Source organism: uncultured Mesonia sp. (assembly GCA_947499595.1).
Lineage (GTDB): Bacteria > Bacteroidota > Bacteroidia > Flavobacteriales > Flavobacteriaceae > Mesonia > Mesonia sediminis.
This window is the reverse complement of sequence record CANMOY010000002.1, coordinates 30816-50870: the sequence shown is the minus strand read 5'-3', so window position 1 is coordinate 50870 and position 20055 is coordinate 30816. Positions and strand designations below refer to the sequence as shown.

General features: G+C 36.5%; 23 protein-coding genes. 13 read left to right on the top strand and 10 right to left on the bottom strand.

The genetic code is table 11. The features are described 5' to 3' along the window. Positions 1-2: 2 nt before the first annotated feature. From ACH2AZ_RS02420 to ACH2AZ_RS02395, 6 genes are read left to right on the top strand one after another with little or no spacing between them, the layout of a single operon-like run. A complete protein-coding gene (locus ACH2AZ_RS02420) occupies positions 3-311 on the top strand; it encodes a DUF4286 family protein (protein WP_394906482.1) in 309 nt (102 codons plus the stop codon). Further along, positions 308-1165, top strand: coding sequence for a 16S rRNA (adenine(1518)-N(6)/adenine(1519)-N(6))-dimethyltransferase RsmA (rsmA, locus tag ACH2AZ_RS02415; RefSeq protein ID WP_394906481.1), 858 nt, complete (start codon positions 308-310; stop codon positions 1163-1165). The genes ACH2AZ_RS02420 and rsmA overlap by 4 nt, the downstream gene beginning before the upstream one ends. After that, positions 1146-2498, top strand: coding sequence for a magnesium transporter (gene mgtE / locus ACH2AZ_RS02410; RefSeq protein WP_394906480.1), 1353 nt, complete (start codon positions 1146-1148; stop codon positions 2496-2498). Before rsmA ends, mgtE begins: the two co-directional genes overlap by 20 nt. Before the next feature lie 57 nt (positions 2499-2555). After that, entirely contained in the window at positions 2556-2954 is a 399-nt protein-coding gene (locus ACH2AZ_RS02405) for an acyl-CoA thioesterase (RefSeq protein WP_394906479.1), read from the top strand. Between the two features lie 2 nt (positions 2955-2956). Beyond that, positions 2957-3898 carry a 2-hydroxyacid dehydrogenase gene (locus ACH2AZ_RS02400; protein ID WP_394906478.1) on the top strand — a complete coding sequence of 314 codons (942 nt, stop codon included), beginning with the start codon at positions 2957-2959 and terminating at the stop codon, positions 3896-3898. A gap of 36 nt (positions 3899-3934) precedes the next feature. After that, positions 3935-4387: a DUF1801 domain-containing protein gene (locus ACH2AZ_RS02395; RefSeq protein WP_394906477.1), complete on the top strand. Its 453-nt coding sequence runs from the start codon at positions 3935-3937 to the stop codon at positions 4385-4387. 49 nt (positions 4388-4436) lie between these two features. Here the strand turns inward: ACH2AZ_RS02395 and ACH2AZ_RS02390 are convergent, their stop codons facing one another. The 5 genes from ACH2AZ_RS02390 to ACH2AZ_RS02370 all read right to left on the bottom strand — a co-directional run bounded on the left by ACH2AZ_RS02390 (position 4437) and on the right by ACH2AZ_RS02370 (position 9137). Next, positions 4437-5090, bottom strand: coding sequence for an SDR family oxidoreductase (locus tag ACH2AZ_RS02390; RefSeq protein ID WP_394906476.1), 654 nt, complete (start codon positions 5088-5090; stop codon positions 4437-4439). Positions 5091-5182: 92 nt separating this feature from the next. Then, the gene (locus ACH2AZ_RS02385) at positions 5183-5560 is read right to left on the bottom strand and encodes a PH domain-containing protein (protein WP_394906475.1); all 378 of its coding nucleotides are present in this window, start codon (positions 5558-5560) and stop codon (positions 5183-5185) included. Further along, positions 5547-7367: a GNAT family N-acyltransferase gene (locus ACH2AZ_RS02380; RefSeq protein WP_379047534.1), complete on the bottom strand. Its 1821-nt coding sequence runs from the start codon at positions 7365-7367 to the stop codon at positions 5547-5549. The genes ACH2AZ_RS02385 and ACH2AZ_RS02380 overlap by 14 nt, the downstream gene beginning before the upstream one ends. 46 nt (positions 7368-7413) lie before the next feature. Next, positions 7414-8664: an aspartate kinase gene (locus tag ACH2AZ_RS02375; protein ID WP_394906474.1), complete on the bottom strand. Its 1251-nt coding sequence runs from the start codon at positions 8662-8664 to the stop codon at positions 7414-7416. Then, positions 8661-9137, bottom strand: a complete 477-nt coding sequence (locus ACH2AZ_RS02370; RefSeq protein WP_379047540.1) for a GNAT family N-acetyltransferase — start codon at positions 9135-9137, stop codon at positions 8661-8663. The genes ACH2AZ_RS02375 and ACH2AZ_RS02370 overlap by 4 nt, the downstream gene beginning before the upstream one ends. Before the next feature lie 75 nt (positions 9138-9212). On the opposite strand from ACH2AZ_RS02370, the gene fbp reads away from it, so the two are divergent. After that, positions 9213-10220 (top strand): class 1 fructose-bisphosphatase, encoded by a 1008-nt coding sequence (gene fbp, locus ACH2AZ_RS02365; protein WP_379047542.1) that lies wholly within the window; start codon positions 9213-9215, stop codon positions 10218-10220. A 16-nt stretch (positions 10221-10236) separates the two neighbouring features. Here the strand turns inward: fbp and ACH2AZ_RS02360 are convergent, their stop codons facing one another. Then, the gene (locus ACH2AZ_RS02360; protein WP_394906473.1) at positions 10237-10662 is read right to left on the bottom strand and encodes a TerB family tellurite resistance protein; all 426 of its coding nucleotides are present in this window, start codon (positions 10660-10662) and stop codon (positions 10237-10239) included. A gap of 229 nt (positions 10663-10891) precedes the next feature. Here ACH2AZ_RS02360 and ileS point away from each other — a divergent pair, with 229 nt between their 5' ends. From ileS to ACH2AZ_RS02330, 6 genes are all read left to right on the top strand, one after another. Further along, on the top strand, positions 10892-14290 hold the full coding sequence (gene ileS, locus ACH2AZ_RS02355) for an isoleucine--tRNA ligase (protein WP_394906472.1): 3399 nt from the start codon (positions 10892-10894) through the stop codon (positions 14288-14290). A gap of 4 nt (positions 14291-14294) precedes the next feature. Beyond that, positions 14295-14678, top strand: a complete 384-nt coding sequence (locus ACH2AZ_RS02350; RefSeq protein ID WP_147861719.1) for a TraR/DksA C4-type zinc finger protein — start codon at positions 14295-14297, stop codon at positions 14676-14678. Positions 14679-14833: 155 nt separating this feature from the next. Beyond that, positions 14834-15439 carry a lipoprotein signal peptidase gene (locus ACH2AZ_RS02345; protein WP_379047552.1) on the top strand — a complete coding sequence of 202 codons (606 nt, stop codon included), beginning with the start codon at positions 14834-14836 and terminating at the stop codon, positions 15437-15439. Between the two features lie 353 nt (positions 15440-15792). Next, positions 15793-15999: a PLDc N-terminal domain-containing protein gene (locus tag ACH2AZ_RS02340; RefSeq protein WP_394906471.1), complete on the top strand. Its 207-nt coding sequence runs from the start codon at positions 15793-15795 to the stop codon at positions 15997-15999. A gap of 29 nt (positions 16000-16028) precedes the next feature. Beyond that, positions 16029-16469 carry a hypothetical protein gene (locus ACH2AZ_RS02335; RefSeq protein ID WP_394906470.1) on the top strand — a complete coding sequence of 147 codons (441 nt, stop codon included), beginning with the start codon at positions 16029-16031 and terminating at the stop codon, positions 16467-16469. After that, positions 16459-17058 (top strand): hypothetical protein, encoded by a 600-nt coding sequence (locus ACH2AZ_RS02330; protein WP_394906469.1) that lies wholly within the window; start codon positions 16459-16461, stop codon positions 17056-17058. The genes ACH2AZ_RS02335 and ACH2AZ_RS02330 overlap by 11 nt, the downstream gene beginning before the upstream one ends. 43 nt (positions 17059-17101) lie before the next feature. Here ACH2AZ_RS02330 and ACH2AZ_RS02325 read toward each other — a convergent pair whose 3' ends face one another. Genes ACH2AZ_RS02325 through ACH2AZ_RS02310 form a run of 4 tightly spaced genes read right to left on the bottom strand, consistent with a single transcriptional unit; the run spans position 17102 to position 19961 of the window. Beyond that, positions 17102-17671, bottom strand: coding sequence for a 5-formyltetrahydrofolate cyclo-ligase (locus ACH2AZ_RS02325; RefSeq protein WP_394906468.1), 570 nt, complete (start codon positions 17669-17671; stop codon positions 17102-17104). Between the two features lie 3 nt (positions 17672-17674). Then, positions 17675-18643, bottom strand: a complete 969-nt coding sequence (locus ACH2AZ_RS02320; protein WP_394906467.1) for a succinylglutamate desuccinylase/aspartoacylase family protein — start codon at positions 18641-18643, stop codon at positions 17675-17677. 3 nt (positions 18644-18646) lie between these two features. Further along, entirely contained in the window at positions 18647-19519 is an 873-nt protein-coding gene (rimK, locus tag ACH2AZ_RS02315) for a 30S ribosomal protein S6--L-glutamate ligase (protein WP_394906466.1), read from the bottom strand. Between the two features lie 4 nt (positions 19520-19523). Further along, positions 19524-19961, bottom strand: a complete 438-nt coding sequence (locus ACH2AZ_RS02310) for an ATP-dependent zinc protease (protein WP_394906465.1) — start codon at positions 19959-19961, stop codon at positions 19524-19526. Between the last annotated feature and the right edge of the window lie 94 nt (positions 19962-20055).

The following is a 20055-nucleotide window of genomic DNA, read 5'->3' as shown; positions in this document are numbered from 1 at the left end:
CTATGTTTATATTCAATATTACCGTTAATATACAAGAAGATATTCAAGAAGCCTGGGTAGACTGGGTTAAGCATACTTATATGCCGCGGATGCTGAGCTTAGACACGTTCTCTAAAGCGGTAATGACGCGAGTTTTAGTAGAAGAAGAGATGGGAGGTTATACCTACTCAATTCAGTATACCGCACCAAACAAAACAAAACTAGAATCATTTCGTGTTAAAAACAGAAATCCGTTTGGCGAAACCCCAATGCCATTTAAAGATAAATTTGTGTACTTTACCACCGAGCTCCACATAATCGATGAACAATGAAAAAAAAGCAGCCAAATAGAAAAAAAGGGCAATCACGTGCGCAACACGCGGGGGTAAAAGCCAAAAAACATTTGGGACAACACTTTCTCAAAAGTGAAGAAACAGCCCTAAAGATTGCTCAAACGCTTGAAGCTGCAAATTATGATCTAGTTGTAGAGATTGGACCAGGAACAGGGGTCTTAACCAAACATTTACTAGAGCGCAACTTAAAAGTGTTAGCATTAGAAATTGACCGGGAGTCTATAGCTTACTTAGAAGCGGGCTTTGGTTTAAATCACCCCAATTTACCACTTCAAAATTTTAAAGTTAGCGAGCAAGACTTTTTAAAAGCCGATTTAGCCACCTTGAATCAGGGCAAGGAAATGGGCATAACAGGCAATTTCCCCTATAACATATCTACCCAAATCGTTTTTAAGGTATTAGAGCAACGCCAATTTGTACCCGAATTTTCAGGTATGTTTCAGAAAGAAGTTGCACAACGCATTTGTGCAAAACCCGGTAGCAAGGTGTATGGTATTTTATCGGTTTTAACACAAGTGTTTTATGAGACGCAATACTTGTTTACCGTGCCTCCAGGTGTATTTAATCCGCCACCCAAAGTAGATAGCGGCGTCATTCATATGCGTCGAAAAGAAAAGCAAGAATTACCAGTTAGTGAAAGTTTATTGTTCAAAGTGGTAAAGCAAGCCTTCCAGCAGAGAAGAAAAACCTTGCGTAACAGCCTAAAAAACTTTCAGTTGTCAGATACTTTACGTGAAGAAGCTATCTTTAATAAAAGACCAGAACAATTACATTATACAGAGTTTATAGAATTAACGCAAAAAATAGCTATAGATGCAGTTTCAAATCAGTAAAGAATTAATCGCAAAGATAGAAGAGTGGGTGCAGGCGCAAAACAGCGCCGAGCTGCGCTTGTATCTAGAAGAGCTTCATCACGCAGATATCGCAGAGATACTAGAAGAGTTAGATCTAGATGACGCTACTTATGTGATTAAAATTCTAAATACTGATAAAACAGCCGAAGTTTTAATGGAACTCGATGAAGACGATCGAGAAAAAATTCTAAATAATCTTACGGCTAAAGAGATTGCTGGCGAGCTCGAAGAAATGGATACCGATGACGCTGCAGATATTGTAGCCGAACTGGACCAAAACCTAAAAGAAGAGGTTATTGGTCATATCCAAGACGAAGAACACGCCGATAATATTGTAGAGCTTTTACGCTATGATGAGGACTCTGCCGGAGGACTCATGGCCAAAGAGTTAGTAAAAGTAAACGAAAACTGGAGTGTTACGGGCTGTATGAGCGAAATGCGAGAACAGGCTGAGTATGTAACCCGGGTACACTCCATTTATGTGGTTGATAACAAAGATCGTTTAAAAGGTAGGCTGTCTTTAAAAGATCTTTTAACCGCACCTAGTGACGCTCAAATAAGTGATGTTTATATTGATAAAGTAGATTTTGTTAGTGTGCATACCCCTGGTGATGAAGTGGCTAGAATTATGCAAAAATATGACTTAGAAGCTATACCTGTGGTAAATGAAATGGGAAAACTAGTAGGTCGCATCACCATTGATGATATGGTTGATTTTATTAAAGAAGAGGCCGAGCGAGATTACCAAATGGCGGCTGGTATCTCCGAAGATGTAGAGTCTAGCAGTAGCATCTGGCAACTCACCCGCGCACGATTGCCCTGGCTTATTTTAGCCTTGGCAGGCGGATTTATAAGTGTAGAAGTGTTAGGTACCTTTGATAGCGCCATGGAAAAGCATGGAGAGTTATTCTTTTTTGTGCCCTTAATTGCCGCTATGGCAGGTAACGTGGGAGTACAATCATCTGCCATTGTTTTGCAAGGCTTGGCCAATAATAGTCTAAGAGGTTCATTGTTGAACAGGCTTTTAAAAGAAATTGGTTTAAGTTTATTAAATGGTGCAGTTTTAGCCATTTTACTAATTGGTGGCGGAATGCTACTACTTGGTTTGAATTTTGAGTTCGGACTCACAGTGGGCGTCTCTCTGGTCTCGGTGATTATTACAGCTTCTTTAATAGGTACCTTTGTCCCCATTATCTTAGAAAAACAAGGTATAGATCCAGCTATGGCAACCGGTCCTTTTATAACTACAAGCAATGACATCTGTGGTATTTTAATTTACTTTAGTATTGCTAAACTTATATTAGGCTTTTAAATATTTCCTTTACGGATTTAATATTGCTCTAAAAAACTATTTAAGCGAATCGATATTATGAAACCTATTCCATTTTTTGATACTTTACTTGTAAAAAGTGATGTGATAGACAGTTTGAACCATGTAAATAATGTGGCCTATCTTCAATGGGTGCAAGATGTTGGTGAAAAACATTGGAAGGCTACGGCACCCAAGCGTATTCAAGAACATTACGGTTGGGTAGTGCTTAATCATTATATAGAATATAAAAAACCTGCCTTCTTAGGAGAGGAGATCTACCTAAAAACTTGGATAGCCAATTATGAGGGTGTAAAAAGTGAAAGGCGCACAGAAATTTATGCTAAAAAAGATATGGTTTTATTGGCCCAAGCCAAAACCCTCTGGTGCCTTATAGATTTAAAGAAACAAAAACCACAACGCATAATAGAAAGTATAACTCAACCTTTTTTTGATTAATTATGTATAAAGTTTTACACTTAGACCGCAACCACCCTTTATTGATTAAAGAATTAAAAGCCCATGGTTTTACAAATCATGAAGATTATGATTCGCCAAAGCAGAGTATTCAAGAAAGTATTGCACAATATGATGGAATTATTATTCGTAGCAGATTCAGTCTAGATAAAGCATTTTTAGAAAAAGCTGAAAATTTAAAATTTATAGGAAGATTAGGAGCAGGCCTAGAAAATATAGATGTAGCTTACGCTGAAAAGAAAGGCATTAAATTGTTTTCGGCACCTGAAGGAAATCGAAACGCGGTGGGAGAGCACGCGTTAGGTATGTTGTTGAGCTTATTCAATCATTTAAATAGAGTAGACGCTCAAGTGCGGCAAGGAATATGGCAACGAGAAGCTAATAGAGGAATCGAGTTAGAAGGGAAAACAGTGGGTATAATTGGTTACGGAAATATGGGAAAGGCTTTCGCTAAAAAGCTAAGCGGTTTTGATTGTGAGGTGATTTTTCACGATATCCAATCTGGTTTATCAGACGATTTTGCGGCTGAGGTTAGTTTAGAGGAATTGCAAAGTAAAGCTCAGGTTCTAAGTTTGCACACCCCGTTAACCGCTAGTACAAAAAATATGGTTGATGCTGCATTTATTCAGAAATTTCAAAATTCGTTTTGGTTGATAAACACCGCAAGGGGTAAGTCTGTAGTTACAGAAGATTTAGTCGAGGCCTTAAAATCGGGAAAAATTTTAGGAGCAGGCTTAGATGTATTGGAATATGAAAAATCCTCTTTCGAAAATTTTTTCAATGAAGAGGAACAGCTGCCCGAATCTTTTCAATACCTTATCCAAGCAGATCAAGTATTATTGAGCCCGCATATCGCAGGCTGGACATTAGAAAGTAAACTTAAACTAGCACAAGTTATAGCAAATAAAATAAAAGCCAATTTTTAACAAAAGGATTACGGTGAAAATTTATAATAGATAATTATGGGCACTAATGCAGAAACACCAGAGGCTTATATAAAAAAAGCCCTGGAAGAGAGGCAAGAAGCCTTAAAAAAACTTCGGCAGGTAATTCTTGATAATTTAGAAGGCTTTGAGGAAGGTATGCAGTATGGTATGATTGGATATTACGTGCCACACAGCATTTATCCAGATGGTTACCATTGTAACCCAAAAGAACCGCTCCCTTTTCTAAGTTTCGCTTCACAAAAAAACTCCATAAGCCTTTATCATTCTGGGATTTATGCAAAAGAATCATTAAAAGATTGGTTTGTTGGTGAGTATGGCAAGTATGTAAAAACCAAACTAGATATAGGTAAAAGTTGCATACGATTTAAAAACCTAAAGCAGATTCCATTTGGTTTAATTGCTGAGTTGGCACAAAAAATGACAGTGAACGAGTGGATAGCACTATACGAACAAAATATAAAAAAGTAAAAGCAGTCTAGTTTAAGACTGCTTTTACCATAATTTTGAACTTATTTTTTTAAGCGTAATCAACTTGTTCTAAGGCTAATGGTGTCGCTAACTCTCCGTTTAGAATTTCAAAGGTTTTGTTTTTAAGCATATTAGGAGGCAAGCTGTCCACTAAAACTTGCGCGACGTCTTTTCGTGAAATTTCACCGTATTGGTTTAATTTCTTTTTCGCCTTAATCTTATTGGTTTTTTCATCGTCGGTAAGTGCTCCTGGTCTTACAATAGTATATTCTAAAAAGCTAGCTTGTAGGTGCTCATCAGCTTTTTGCTTTGCATTAAGATAATGCTCTAGCTCTTTGTTTTGTCCTGGATCATCGGCACCCATAGAGCTTAACATCACAAATTTTCTTACTCCTGCAGCTTTAGCTCTATCGATAAGATTTATGGCGCCATTTTGATCTACTGCTGTTGTCTTATCTTTTCCTGTTTTGCTTCCAGAACCGGCTGCAAAAATAACCCGATCTATTTCTTGTACGGCTGGTTCTAGATCGCCTTCTAAATCTCCTAAACGGGTTTCCACTTGCATACCATCAAAAAATGCTTGTTGCTCTTGCTTTCTTATTAATGCAATGGGCGAATAATCTTCATGATTTTTTAATAAAGCAACTATCTCTCTGCCTGTTTTTCCGTTAGCTCCTGCTACTAAAACTTTTTCTTGTTTCATTTCTTTTTTTTATTTAAATGTAACAAGAAACGCACGTAATTGTATTAATTTTTATTTAAATAACAAGGCTTTAACAAAGAAGCTAAAGCATGTTAAAAAACTTTGCTTGCCAAAAACTGCTGCACCTTATAAATATCTATTTTCTTGTTGAATTGTTTACTAATAGAAGCTTGTTGCTCGCTAGAAATCCAGATTTTGAGTTCTGCATCCAAATCGAAAGTACCCGCTGTTTCAATCGAAAACCGAGAAATGCTTTTGTAGGGGATACTTAAATATTCTCTTTTGTTACCGGTTAAACCTTGAATATCTATTAAAATTAAGCGCTTATCTGTAAATATAAAAGTGTCACGCACAAGTTTGAAGCCTAGTTCAACCACTTCATTGCCAACTAGTAATTGTTGGTATTTTGCTGTTAGAGTATTGGCATCTATCTCACTGGCATTGCCAAGCAATTTATTAAATAGGCTCATTTTGATCTTTATTTATTTTTTGTTCAAGTTCTAGTTGCAATTCTTCCATCACTGGTTTTACGGTGCTCTCTGGTAAATCGGCAATACGAATGTACATCAGCCCATCTACCGAATTATTGAATAAAGGATCAACGTTAAAAGCGGCAACACGTGCATTCTGTTTGATGTATTTTTTTATGAGTACCGGCATACGTAAACTATCGGGTTCGAGTTCATCAATTAGCTTGTCAAATTTATTTAAATCAGCTTGACTGGCATCAAAAACAAAGTCTTTATCGGCGTCTTTTAATTTCACTTTATACTCCTTCTTAGGACGAATATATTGGGCCACATAGGGATCATAATAGTGTGATTTCATAAACTCAATCATCATCGATTTTGAGAAGTCCGAAAATTTATTACTGATACTTACGCCACCAATTAAGTATTTGTGTTCGGGGAATCGTAGTGTACAGTGCACTATTCCTTTCCAAAGTAAGAAAAGCGGCATAGGTTTTTGTTGGTACTCTTTGACGATAAAAGCGCGGCCCATCTCTATAGATTCGCTCATCATTTTATGTAGTTCTGGCTCAAAGCGAAAAAGTTGCTGCAGATAAAAGCCATTTATTCCATGCTTAGGGAAAATTTGAGCACCAAAACCCATTCTATAAGCGCCTACAATTTTATGGGTTTCGTTGTCATACAAGAAAAGATGATGGTAATAGTCGTCAAACTCATCTAAATCTGTAGATTTATTTGTGCCTTCGCCAATGGCTCTAAATGTGATTTCGCGTAAGCGTCCAATTTCTTTTACGATATTGGGAATGTCTTTTCTTTCGGCAAGAAATACTTCATAATTTTTACTAATTAGCAAACGCTTTTCGTTTTCTTGGCAAAAGTTAATTTCTTTTTGCATTAACACCTCTGAGGTTTCTTTAGCGATTGCTTTGGGAGCTCGGGCAGGAAATTTTATTTGTTTAGGGATGTTTTTTAATAAACTCCTTTTGTCATCAAACGCACTGGAAAGCATGTAGGTTTTCTTGCGCAAAAAGAGGGTGAAATCTTCTAGGTTAGGGTAGGCTTGTTGTTGTTCTACACTAATAGGGTTGCCAATGCGAACTTTTATTTTTCGGTGTTTTTGACTCAGCATTTCACCTGGTAATTTTGCTGTTCTAAGGCTATCGTTTAATTTAGATAGGCGGTAAAAACTTGCACTGTTTTTGGCATGAAAATAAACAGGAACTACAGGTACACCAGATTTCTGAATTAATTTCATTGCCTCTGGTAGCCATTCTCTGTCTACTATAGAGTTTTCTTCTTTTTGAGTGCTTACCTCACCAGCGGGAAAAATACCTAGACAGTTACCGTCTTTTAAATGCTGTATGGCTTCCTTTAAACCGCTAAGACTTGATTTGATGTCTTTGCGCGTTTCAAAAGGATTTACAGGCATAATGTAAGATTTTAAAGGCTTTAATCGATGCAATAAAAAATTAGCAATAACCTTATAGTCGTCTCGCTTTTGTATAAAGGTATGTAGCAAAATCATACCATCTATACCGCCAAGTGGGTGATTTGAAATGCTTATAAACGGACCTGTTTTTGGGATTCTTTTTAAATCCTTTTCAGGAATTTCAAAATCGATTTCTAGATGTTTTAGGCTAGAATCTAAAAAGTCAAACCCGTCGAGATGCGAACGATCGTCGTAAATTTTATTTAGCTTATTTATTTTGGTAATTTTCATTACCCCAGCCCCTATAGCTGTACCTAAAACGCCAAATCTTTTTAGATTAAGGCCATTGGCAACTTCTTTTGCGGTAACAAATCCCATGTGCTATAAGTTTAAAGCAAATATAAATGAATAATCACTTGCTAAGTTATAAATTTTCGTGAACAACCAATTGTGCCGTTTCTCGCGTCACTTGTTTTAGAAGAACCACCTTATCTTTTTCGGTTGCTTTTATTGCCTCTGGCGTAGCGTGGCGCAAGGTATATAATTTAACACCTTTATTAAAACTTACCCTGAATCGTTTTTGTAAATTTTCGATTAATAAATCAAATTTTTTGAATTTGTTATCTATAACTACAGAAAAGCTTATGGCTGAATTTTGAATAAGATCTACCTTGGTTTGAAAAGCATGAAACAGAGCAAAGACCTCACTCATATTTTGCTCTACAAAGAATGAAAAGTCTTTGGTAGCAATGGATAGTAATATGAGATCATCTTTTACAATAAAACATGGTACTTGAGGTACAATTTTAGGACCGTTACTAACCTTTGTTCCTGGTAAAGTTAAATCATAAAATGAGCGCACCACTAAAGGAATCTCTTTTCTTTGAAGCGGCTGGATAGTTTTAGGGTGTATCACAGAAGCCCCGTAAAAAGCTAACTCTATAGCTTCGTTGTAATTGATTTGGTTTAATTGTATGCTGTCTTTAAAAATACGAGGATCTGCATTGTAAACACCGCTAACATCTTTCCAAATACTTACCTCTTTAGCATTTAGGCAATAAGCAAAAATGGCAGCAGAATAATCACTTCCTTCTCGGCCCAAGGTGGTAGTACAATTATTGGTAGTCGATGCGATAAACCCCTGAGTTATAAATAACTCGTTGGGTTTGATGTGATGGTTGATATTTTTTTGTGTGATTTCCCAATTCACCTGAGCGTCGCGATAGGTAGTATCGGTTTTAATAAGTTTTCGTGCGTCTATCCAAGTGTTTTTTATTTCTTCTGAATTAAGGTAAGCGCTTATTATGGCTGTACTTATTAACTCACCAAAACCAATAACTTGATCATAAACAAAATCGTAACCTTGAGATGAATTTTGCTCGAGAAAACTGGTTAACTCTTTCCAATATTGGTTTAAGGTAACAAAAATTGGATGATTGGTATCGGTAAACAAATTCTGAGCAATCTGAGCATGAAAATTTTTAACCTCAGTTAAATCGATTTTATTGAACTCAAAATAGTTTTGAATTACCAATTCTAAAGCATTAGTAGTTTTACCCATTGCCGAAACCACAATCAGTTTATCCTTGGTGCCGGTTTTTTTGAGTATTTCAACCATATTCTTGACGCCAGCCGCCTCTTTTACAGAGGCGCCGCCAAACTTAAATATGATCATTTGGCTAAGAAGTTTTTTATAGATTTTTCGTCAAACTGCACCGTATTCCATTCGGTCATTATGCTAGCTCCTGTACTTTTGTAAAATTCAAGCGCATTGGTGTTGTAATCGCCCACAACCCATTCTACTCGTTTTACACCTTGGTCTAGTGCAAAACGCATCACTTGTTTATACAAGAGCATACCAATACCTTTACCACGATAATTTTCATTTACTATAAGATCTTCTAGGTGTACGGTTTTTCCTTTCCAGGTAGAGTATCTATAGTACACTAAAGCCATACCAACCACTTGGTCATCCGCCTCAGCTAAAAAACAGGTAAACATTTTTTGGTCGCCAAAACCATCCTTCTTTAATTGCTCTTCGGTCAAAATTACTGCATTTGGTTTCTTTTCGTGAGCCGCTAATTCATTGATTAATCGCAGTACACTTCCCATATCTTCTTTAGTTGCTCTTCTTATGCTTGTTTCCATAGTTTTTATTTTGATTTACACAAAAATAGCGATTACAAAGTCTTTTTTCTATTTTTGCGACATAAAGTCGACAAAATGGTAAGAAAAAACCAAACCCTGGGGGAGTTCATAATTGAAAACCAGGCTGAGTTCAAGTACTCATCGGGAGAATTATCTCGATTAATAAATGCAATTCGTCTAGCTGCAAAAGTGGTTAATCACGAGGTGAATAAAGCGGGTCTGGTAGACATTACTGGGGCAGCGGGTGAAACCAATATTCAGGGTGAGCAACAGCAAAAACTAGATGTTTATGCCAACGAAAAATTTATACAAACCATTACCAATAGGGAGATAGTTTGTGGTATTGCATCTGAAGAAAACGATGATTTTATTACCATTCAAGGTCAGAATAAAGACAACAATAATAAATATGTGTTGTTAATGGATCCGCTTGACGGAAGTTCAAATATTGATGTGAACGTATCTGTAGGAACCATATTTTCTGTGTACCGTAGGGTAACCCCAATGGGTCAACCGGTAACCAAAGAAGATTTTTTACAACCAGGTAATCAACAAGTAGCTGCAGGATATATTGTTTATGGCACTTCTACAATGCTTGTGTACACCACGGGGCACGGGGTAAATGGCTTTACTTTGAATCCGGCTATAGGTACTTATTATTTGTCGCATCCTAATATGCGTTTTCCTAAAACAGGAAATATTTACTCGGTGAATGAGGGGAATTATGCACAGTTTCCTCAAGGGGTAAAAGATTATATAAAGTACTGTCAAGCAGAAGAAGGAGATAGGCCTTATACTGCTCGTTACATAGGCTCTTTGGTCTCAGATTTTCATCGGAATATGATTAAGGGTGGTATTTATATTTACCCTAAAAGCAAAAAGGCAACAAAGGGTAAATTAAGATTGCTATATGAGTGTAACCCCATGGCTTTTATAGCCGAACAAGCAGGAGGTAAGGCAAGTGATGGCTTTACGCGAATCTTAGATATACAGCCAGAGAGTTTGCACGAAAGAGTACCTTTCTTTTGTGGAAGCGAAGAAATGGTGAATAAAGCAGAAGAATTTATGCAAAAAGCAGAATAAAGTAGGTTAACCTACTTTATTCTTTTTCTAATAGGTATAGGTAATCATCAAAAGATAACTTGCCCCCTAAAATAGCGATAGATCGCTTGATGATGGCTTTGGAGTCTTCTGAAGAAAAACCTAAGGCAATACCATAGCGTTTCATCATAAAAGCTTCTTGTTCATCCATTTCATGATCAGCAAAAACCAAGGTGAGTAAATCGTACAAACGTTCTAAACGTTTAACCTTGGTATTAGGTGCTGTAAATGGGATGTTTTCAGGGTTTTTTAAGATAAGCTTATATTCTTCTTCGTTTATATCAAGTTTTCTAGCCAAACGCTCTAAAACCGCTTTTTCTTCATCATTTATTTCACCGTCTACAGCGGCTAAACGTACAATAGAAGCAAAATGGCTAATGTTTCTGCTATGTGAACCTGAATCGAATAAATCTGAAAATGACATAGTTTGTTACAATTTAGACTACAAATATAGTATAATATCGCCATAACTTTAATGCTCAATTCAAGCTTATTTTAGTTGGTTTAGGCATTTTCTCCTTGACGGATTAAATTATCTCAATAAAGTAAAAGCCATACAATCTTATAGTCAAGCTACTTTATATTTTTAGCTTGTTCATTATCAGGTTAAACAAAAATCCTTAATTTCGCAATTTATTTTGAAAGACAGCGCCATGAGTAACAATTTTACCGAATACAAGCAACTGGATTTACCAGTAGTAGCACAAGAGATACTGAGCTATTGGAAAGAAAATCAAATTTTTGAAAAGAGTGTAAGTATCAGAGAAGGTAATCGGCCTTTTGTTTTTTTTGAAGGTCCGCCCTCTGCCAATGGTTTACCAGGGATTCATCATGTTATGGCGCGAAGTATTAAAGATATATTTTGCCGATATAAAACACAAAAAGGTTTTCAGGTAAACCGTAAAGCCGGCTGGGATACCCACGGTTTGCCCGTAGAGTTGGGGGTAGAAAAAGAGTTGGGTATCACCAAAGAAGATATCGGCACTAAAATTTCTGTAGAAGAATATAACCAAGCTTGTAAAAATGCCGTAATGCGCTATACCGATGTTTGGTCAAAACTTACCGAAGAAATGGGCTATTGGGTAAATATGGATGATCCTTATATTACTTATAAGCCTAAATACATGGAAACCGTTTGGTGGTTACTGTCTGAAATTTACAAAAAAGGACTTATATATAAAGGCTATACCATTCAGCCTTACTCACCAAAAGCAGGAACAGGCTTAAGCTCACACGAGCTAAATCAGCCTGGTACTTATCAAGATGTTACCGACACTACGGTAACGGCACAGTTTAAAGCTATAGCGACCAGTCTTCCTGCCGATTTAGCCAACTTTGAAAACCTGCACTTTATAGCTTGGACTACCACTCCTTGGACACTCCCAAGTAACACCGCACTTACAGTAGGTCCAAAAATTGAGTATGTGGTGGTTAAAACCTATAATCAATACACCTTTGAGCCAGTTAGTTTAGTAGTTGCTAAGAATTTGGTGAATAAGCAATTTGATAAAAAATATGTTGGCGTTGAAGATGAGGAAGCTTTGGCTAATTTTCAACAAGGAGATAAAAAAATACCTTATTTGGTGACCAACACTTTTCTAGGTAAAGATTTAGTAGGTATTCGTTATGAGCAATTGCTACCCTACGCACAACCTTATGAAACTCCAGAAAATGCCTTTAGAATTATTGCAGGTGATTTTGTGACCACAGAAGACGGTACAGGTATTGTGCATACCGCGCCCACTTTTGGAGCAGATGATGCGCTGGTCGCTAAACAAGCTAATCCGCCTGTGCCTCCTATGTTGGTGCTAGATGAGCAAGAGAATTTAGTGCCTTTAGTAGATTTGCAAGGTAAATTTAGACCCGAGATGGGAGAATTGGCCGGGAAGTATGTAAAAAATGAATACTATGCCCCCGAAGAAGCCCCAGATAAGTCGGTTGATGTTGAAATAGCCATTAAGCTTAAAGAAGAAAATAAAGCATTTAAGGTAGAGAAGTATGTGCACAGTTACCCAAATTGCTGGCGTACAGACAAACCTATATTATATTACCCTCTAGATTCTTGGTTTATAAAAGTAACCGAGGTAAAAGATCGTATGCACCAATTAAATACTACCATAAATTGGAAGCCCGCTTCGACCGGTGAGGGTAGGTTTGGTAATTGGTTAGCCAATGCCAATGACTGGAACTTATCGCGCTCGAGATATTGGGGTATTCCGCTACCTATTTGGCGTACAGAAGATAAAAGAGAGGAGATTATTATTGGTTCTATAGAAGAGTTGAAAGCCGAAATGAAACGCTCGGTAGAAGCTGGTTTTATGGAAAAAGATGTCTTTGAAGATTTTGTGGTAGGCGATATGAGCGATGCTAATTACGATCAAGTCGATTTACATAAAAATGTGGTCGATAAAATTGTACTGGTTTCGGCTAGTGGTAAGCCAATGAAACGCGAAGCCGACCTGATAGATGTTTGGTTTGACTCTGGAGCTATGCCTTATGCCCAATGGCATTATCCGTTCGAAAATAAGCAAGCCACCGAAGCAACACTAAGAAAAGCCGATTTTATTGCCGAAGGGGTAGATCAAACCCGAGGTTGGTTTTATACCTTACACGCAATCGCTACCATGGTTTTTGATGATGTAGCCTATAAAAATGTAGTGTCAAACGGCTTGGTATTAGATAAACACGGACAAAAAATGTCTAAGCGATTAGGCAATGCTGCCGACCCCTTTGAAACTTTATCTACCTATGGTCCAGATGCCACGCGATGGTATATGATAAGCAATGCCAACCCATGGGATAATTTAAAATTTGACCTCGAAGGTATTGCAGAGGTACGTCGTAAGTTTTTTGGAACTTTGTACAACACCTATTCTTTTTTCGCGCTTTATGCGAATATAGACGGGTTTACCTATAAAGAACAGGAGGTTCCTCTAGCCAAAAGACCCGAAATTGATCGTTGGATATTGTCTGAGCTAAATAGCTTAATCAAAGAAGTAGATACTTATTACGCTAGCTACGAGCCTACCAAGGCTGCTCGCGCAATTTCAGATTTTGTACAAGAAAATTTAAGTAACTGGTACGTGCGTCTATGCCGAAGAAGATTCTGGAAAGGTGAATACCAAGAAGATAAAATATCGGCTTACCAAACCTTATATACTTGTTTATTAAAAGTGGCCCAAATAGCGGCACCGATAGCGCCATTTTATATGGACAGACTTTACAAAGATTTAACAGCGGTTTCACTAGCAGATACGCCAGAAAGTGTACATTTAAGCACATTTCCAGCGTCTGATGCGACTATGATTAATCAGGCACTTGAAAATAGAATGAAAAAGGCACAAGTAATTTCTAGTTTGGTGTTATCATTAAGAAAGAAAGAAATGATAAAGGTAAGGCAGCCACTTCAACGCGTGATGATTCCTGTATTAGACGAGAGCGTTAGAGAAGAAATATTGGCGGTACAAGACCTAATCAAATCTGAGGTAAATGTAAAAGAGATTGAATTGATTGATGACACTTCGGGAATATTGGTTAAAAAAATTAAACCTAATTTTAAAACCCTTGGACCTAAATTTGGAAAAGAAATGAAGGCTGTTGTGGCTGCTATTAGTAGCCTTGAGGCGGATAAAATTGCCAAATTAGAAAAGGAAGGTGAAATTAATTTAGAAGTTAATGGGAAATTAACTATTTTGCAGCTGAATGACGTAGAAATCACCTCAGAAGATATAGAGGGCTGGTTGGTTGCTACGCAATCCGGTTTAACCGTAGCGCTAGATGCGCATATTAGTCCAGAACTTAAACAAGAAGGAATCGCCAGAGAGCTGGTGAACAGAATTCAAAACTTGAGAAAAGATTCTGGATTTGAGGTTACCGATAAAATTGAAGTAAAAATACAAAAAGACGGACTGGTCGAGCAGGCTGTCTTGGCCAATGAATCTTATATTAAAAACGAAACACTCACAGCAAAACTCGAACTTGTTGATGAGTTAAAAGATGGGCTAGAAGTGAGTTTTGACGATGTAAACACCCGTCTTGCTATAAAAAAATAAAACTATGAATACAGAGATTAAAGAAAGGTATAGTGATGCCGATTTAGAAGAATTTAAAGCCATCATTTTAGAGAAAATTGAAAAGGCTTCAGCGCAGTTAGAACTGTATAAAAGTGCCTATATGAACGATAGTTCTAATGGTACAGATGATACTTCACCTACTTTTAAAGCTTTTGATGAAGGAAGCGAGGTAATGAGTAAAGAAGCCAACTCACAATTGGCTATTCGACAAGAGAAATTCATTCGTGACTTAAAAAACGCTTTGATTCGTATAGAGAATAAAACCTATGGTATTTGCAGGGTAACAGGCAAATTGATTAAAAAAGAACGATTATTACTCGTGCCCCATGCTACTTTAAGTATTGAGGCAAAAAATATGCAAAAATAAATAACAGAAAATTCTATAAGAGGTTTCGTTTGAATTCATTTTAAACGAAACCTTTTTATTTATGGCTATATCACGTTTTAAATTTACTAGAATTAACATCTGAGTATAAGATTTATAAATAATCTTGTATTTTTACGGCAACAAAACTGCACACCATGTCACTTAAAAAAGCGGGACTTCTTATTTTTATTATATTACTGATTGATCAGGTTTCAAAAATTTATATCAAAACTCATTTTGTTTTGGGTGAAGAAATTTTTGTATTTAATTGGTTTAGAATTCTGTTTGTTGAGAATAATGGAATGGCTTGGGGGGCTCAAATACCAGGAGAATATGGTAAATTGTTTTTGACCCTTTTTAGATTGGTGGCCATTGCGGGCATTGGCTATTGGTTGTATGACTCGGTAAAAAAACAAGCCTCAAAAATATTAATTATATGTATCGCTTTTATTTTCGCGGGAGCCCTGGGTAATATTATCGATTCTGTTTTTTATGGAATTATCTTTGACCATAGCATAAATCAATTGGCCAGCTTTATGCCTGAAAATGGAGGCTATGCCACGCTATTTCACGGAAAAGTGGTAGATATGCTTTATTTTCCATTATGGAGCGGGGTGTTACCCGAATGGATTCCTTTCTGGGGCGGCGATTATTTTACGTTCTTTGAGCCGGTATTTAATATCGCAGACTCCGCTATTACCGTAGGGGTTATTTTATTGATTCTTTTTAATAAAAAAGCATTTCCTAAAGAAGACAACTAGGCATTTTAGTACTTTACCCATCTCAATTATACGGCTGCACGCTGTAATTTCAAAAAAATCCAAACTTGGTTTAGTCAATATTCTCGATTAAGTATATGTATTTTTTATAAACTGCTTATAGTAAAACTGACTACTATTGAGAAGAATTGATTCGGTTATTAATTTAGTTAAGATAAAACAGGATTTTTAAATTTTATTAAATGAAATTAAAAATAATCTGATAAAATGTTTTCTTTTAATATATAAAACTTGTTTGTTTTATTTTTTTTTTTTTTTTGCCTTCGTGCTTGGCCAAATGAGTAAAAAATTTAAAAAAAAACTAATATAGCTAATTCTCAAATAATTAAATTGTTATGGTATTTTATAATTCAACCTTTGCTTATATTTTATTTAGTCTTCTAATATTGTATATTGCTTATAGTTTTTTTTTAATACTAAAATCTTCTAAAGAAGATAACAGAGGACTTTCTAAAATTTTATGGATCCTATTAGTTTTTTTACTGCCATTTTTAGGAAGTACAGTGGCAATTGCGAAATTCAAGCTCTTTGATAAAAATTAAAAAGTATTATTATGTTAAAATTTTTAAATTTGACGCTCTTAGTTTTTTTACTTGTTTCTTGCGAGGGTGATGACGATGCTCAATCCGAACAGGATTTATCCTTAGAAACAAATTCAATAATAGGTACTTGGCAATGGGAATCAACAGATTGGCGCTCTCTAACGATTTGTGAAAAACAATCTACTTTTCACTTTAAATCAGATGGTGCACTAGAAATTGTTTTATACAAAAATAATTCTTCAGCAAATGATTGTGAGGTGCTTTTCAATGCAAATGTCAATTGGGTTGAGTTGAGTGAGAATCAAATTTTTATCTCGGGTGAAGTTAAAGTTGACGGCAGTACTTCAGAAATGAAACAGCAAGTGAAATTTGAGGTAATTGACAAAAAAACACTAGTTTTAGAAACTTATGACGAAAGTCTTGAGTCTAACTTAATTAACACCTATATAAAAATAGATCATGAAAACTAAATTATTTGTCCTTGGGGTATTGTCCTTGCTGTATACCCAAAATGCTTTATACGCTCAAACAAATAACAATGAAGGTCAAGTAGAAGACGGTTTTTTTAGTGTTCAAACGGGCTTTTTAGGGGTTTGGGGGCAATACGAATTTGGTTTGAGTAACACTTTGGCGTTAAGAACAGAAGTTGGCCTCGATATGGCCGCTTTTGGTGGTAGTATTTACCAAGAAAACAACCGGGTAAATTATGCTTTAGCGCCGGTGATATCGGCGGAGCCAAGATGGTATTATAACCTTAAGAAAAGAGCGGTAAAAAAACGTAAAACATCTAAAAATAGCGGAAACTTTTTGGCTATTCAAACAGCTTATAATCCTGATTGGTTTGTAGTGTCTAATGTAGATAATCTCGAGGTTATCGATCAGATAAGAATCGTACCCAAATGGGGAATTAGACGCAGCATAGGTAAACATTTTAACTACGAGTTAGGCTTAGGGGTTGGTTATGTGCGCGCTTTTATAGATGAAGATAAATACTTATACAAGGTAGATAAAGACGATGTGTTTTTAGACTTGCATATACGTATTGGATACAGTTTTTAAATTAAAGTTCACCAATTAAAAGCCAGCCTTTCGGTTGGCTTTTTTAATGCTTAAAACGATAGGTTTTGCTAGGCGTAATGCAATAATCTAGGGGTACATCAAATCCATCGGAATCTATTTTTTCTTCTGCCTCAAAAAAAGAGAGTCCAATTTTAATTGTGTTGGGTTGGCATTCATTTAAAAACCTATCGTAAAATCCTTTTCCATAACCAACTCTATTTCCGTTAAGGTCAAAAGCTAAAAGCGGCATAAACACCACCTCAATCTGTCGAGGGTGAATTGCAATACCAGCAACAGGTTCTGGTATACCATAGGCATTAACTTTTATTTTAGTCGTATCCGTAAGCAAAAAATGCTGTAAAGTAAAATTTTTAAAATCACTTTTAGCCAGCACTATATTTTTATCTTTACCCTGCAACAGGTGCAACATAAACTCTGTATCCACCTCATTTTTTTTGGCAATGGGTAAAAAAATATGGTAAAAAGAAAAATCCCATATAGGCAATTGGGCCGCCTTATTCGCTATGGCTAAGCTCATTTCTTCCAATAATTCCTTAGTTAGCGCCTGGCGCTTTTTTTTGTATACTTTACGGATTTGATTCTTGTTTGTCATATATTAAGAAATAGATAAATGAAACAAAGCGTCGCCCTGGTAGACAATAGGTGATTCATTTACGTTTATTATATAACCCGATGACCTAGCTTTTACCGTATATCTAAACGATCCGTATGGATCTGTAATCTGGGCAAGTACCTCACCTTGATCTACTTTTTTTCCACAAGCCACCTTTAAATGCAGTAAACCACTATGTGCGGCGCGTATCCATTTACTTTGGCTTACCAAAATGGGAGGTTTACTGGCAGGTTTTAAATCAAATGAACCTTTTAACATACCTAAGTGACCTAATAAACGTAGGCAACCTTGCACCCCAATTTGGGTGATTTGTTTATTGTTATCTAGAGATTTTCCTCCTTCAAATAACAAGGTAGGAATATTGGCTTGGTAGCAAGATGCGCGATAAGATTTGCTAATGGTACTCGAGTAAACTATAAAAGGAGCATTAAAAATATGGGCCAATTCTAATAAAGGCTCATCATTCTCTCTAATACGTATTTGCGGAGCATTGAATCGACTAGCTCCACCAGTATGAAAGTCTACACAATAATCTACTACTGGTAAAATTTCTTGGGTAAATTGATAGGCAAATCGCGAGGCAAGCGGACCTTTTTTTGAGCCCGGGAAAACTCGGTTTAGATCTCTTCCATCAGGAAACTCCCTTTGCAAATTTAAAAAACCAAAAACGTTAAAAACAGGAATACAAATTATGGTTCCTATTTTAGGCCTGTTTATTTTTCTCGAAATAAGCTGGCGCACTACCTCTATTCCGTTTATTTCATCGCCGTGAACACCAGCGGTGAATAAGACAATGGGCCCTGGCTTTTTTGATCGTTCAATAATTACAGGTACTTCTACAGGGCTAGCGGTAAATAGTTTGGCCGAGTTAAAATTGAGACGTGCACTTTCACCGGGCTGAATTGTTTGCCCTAACAGGTGCAGTGCATTATTTTGATCTATCTCACCCAAAATTTATGCATTTTTTTCAATAAATCTAATGATGCTTTTAGCGATATCTTTGTTGGTAGCTTTCTCTATACCTTCTAAACCTGGAGAAGAATTGACCTCTAAAATCAACGGCCCTCGAGAGCTTTGCAGCAAGTCAACTCCAGCTACGCCAAGTCCCATAGCTTTTGCGGCTCTAACGGCGGCTACTTCTTCTTCATCAGAAAGTTCTATAATTTCTGCAGAACCGCCACGGTGCAAATTAGATCTAAACTCACCCTCTTTTCCTTGTCGTTTCATCGCACCTACTACGTGCCCATCTACCACGAAAGCCCGAATATCGGCACCTTTAGCTTCTTTGATAAATTCTTGAACAATTACACGAGCTTGCAAGCCGTTAAAAGCTTCAATTACAGATCTGGCTGCATTTTTAGTTTCGGCTAGAACAACTCCTAATCCTTGGGTGCCCTCTAATAATTTAATCACCAATGGGGTGCCGCCCACTTGATTAATAACCCCTTCAACGTCTCTAGAATAATTGGTAAAAACGGTCTTTGGTAAACCAATTTTTGCTTTAGACAGCAACTGCAAACTTCTCAATTTATCACGACTACGCAGTAATGCTTCAGATCCCGTCGTGGTAAAAGCGTTCATCATTTCAAATTGTCTAACTACAGCAGTTCCATAAAAAGTAACCGAAGCACCGATTCTAGGAATTACCGCATCTACGTGTTCTAGGTATTTACCCTTATAATAAATATTGGGTTTGCGTTTTTCAATGACAATATCGCATTTTAAGGGGTCTATAATCTCTACCTCATGTTTTCTTTTTTTGGCTGCTTCAACCAAACGCTGAGTAGAGTATAAATTTGGGTTTCTAGAGAGAATTTTAATATTCATATCATTAGTGAGGTTTATTCAATTTTGATAGGTTTTCTTTGCTAACATCAACTATAAAGCGATGCGTTAAAAATTTACGACCAATTAAGATAGGGAAATTCATTTCTTCACGGTCGCTTAAGGTTAATTCTATTGGGTATTCTTGTTCAAATAAACGAATACGCGTTTTTATTAAATAACGCAGTTGCACCTGCCCGTTACTACTTTTTACCTTCTTTTGTTTAAATTGATCAAAAACAAAAGATTTGCCGTTATATTCGGGATGTTCAGGGTCTAAAAATACGCAATGCAATTTGTTCTCCTTAACCTGAATGTCTTTGCAGTGTATAGATGAGGTATAAGCGCCTGTATCAATTTTAATAGCAATGTCTTTAATTGCTAACAAAGGGAAATCGGCTACATCACATCTTCCTATGATAATTGGCGAAGAGGTGGTTTTCATGGGCAAAATAAAATTAAAAAGGAAAAGGTACTTAAAATTTAAAGCTTATAAAAATTTGCAGATTGCTTTCCGCGGAAGCGTCTAGCGTATACTT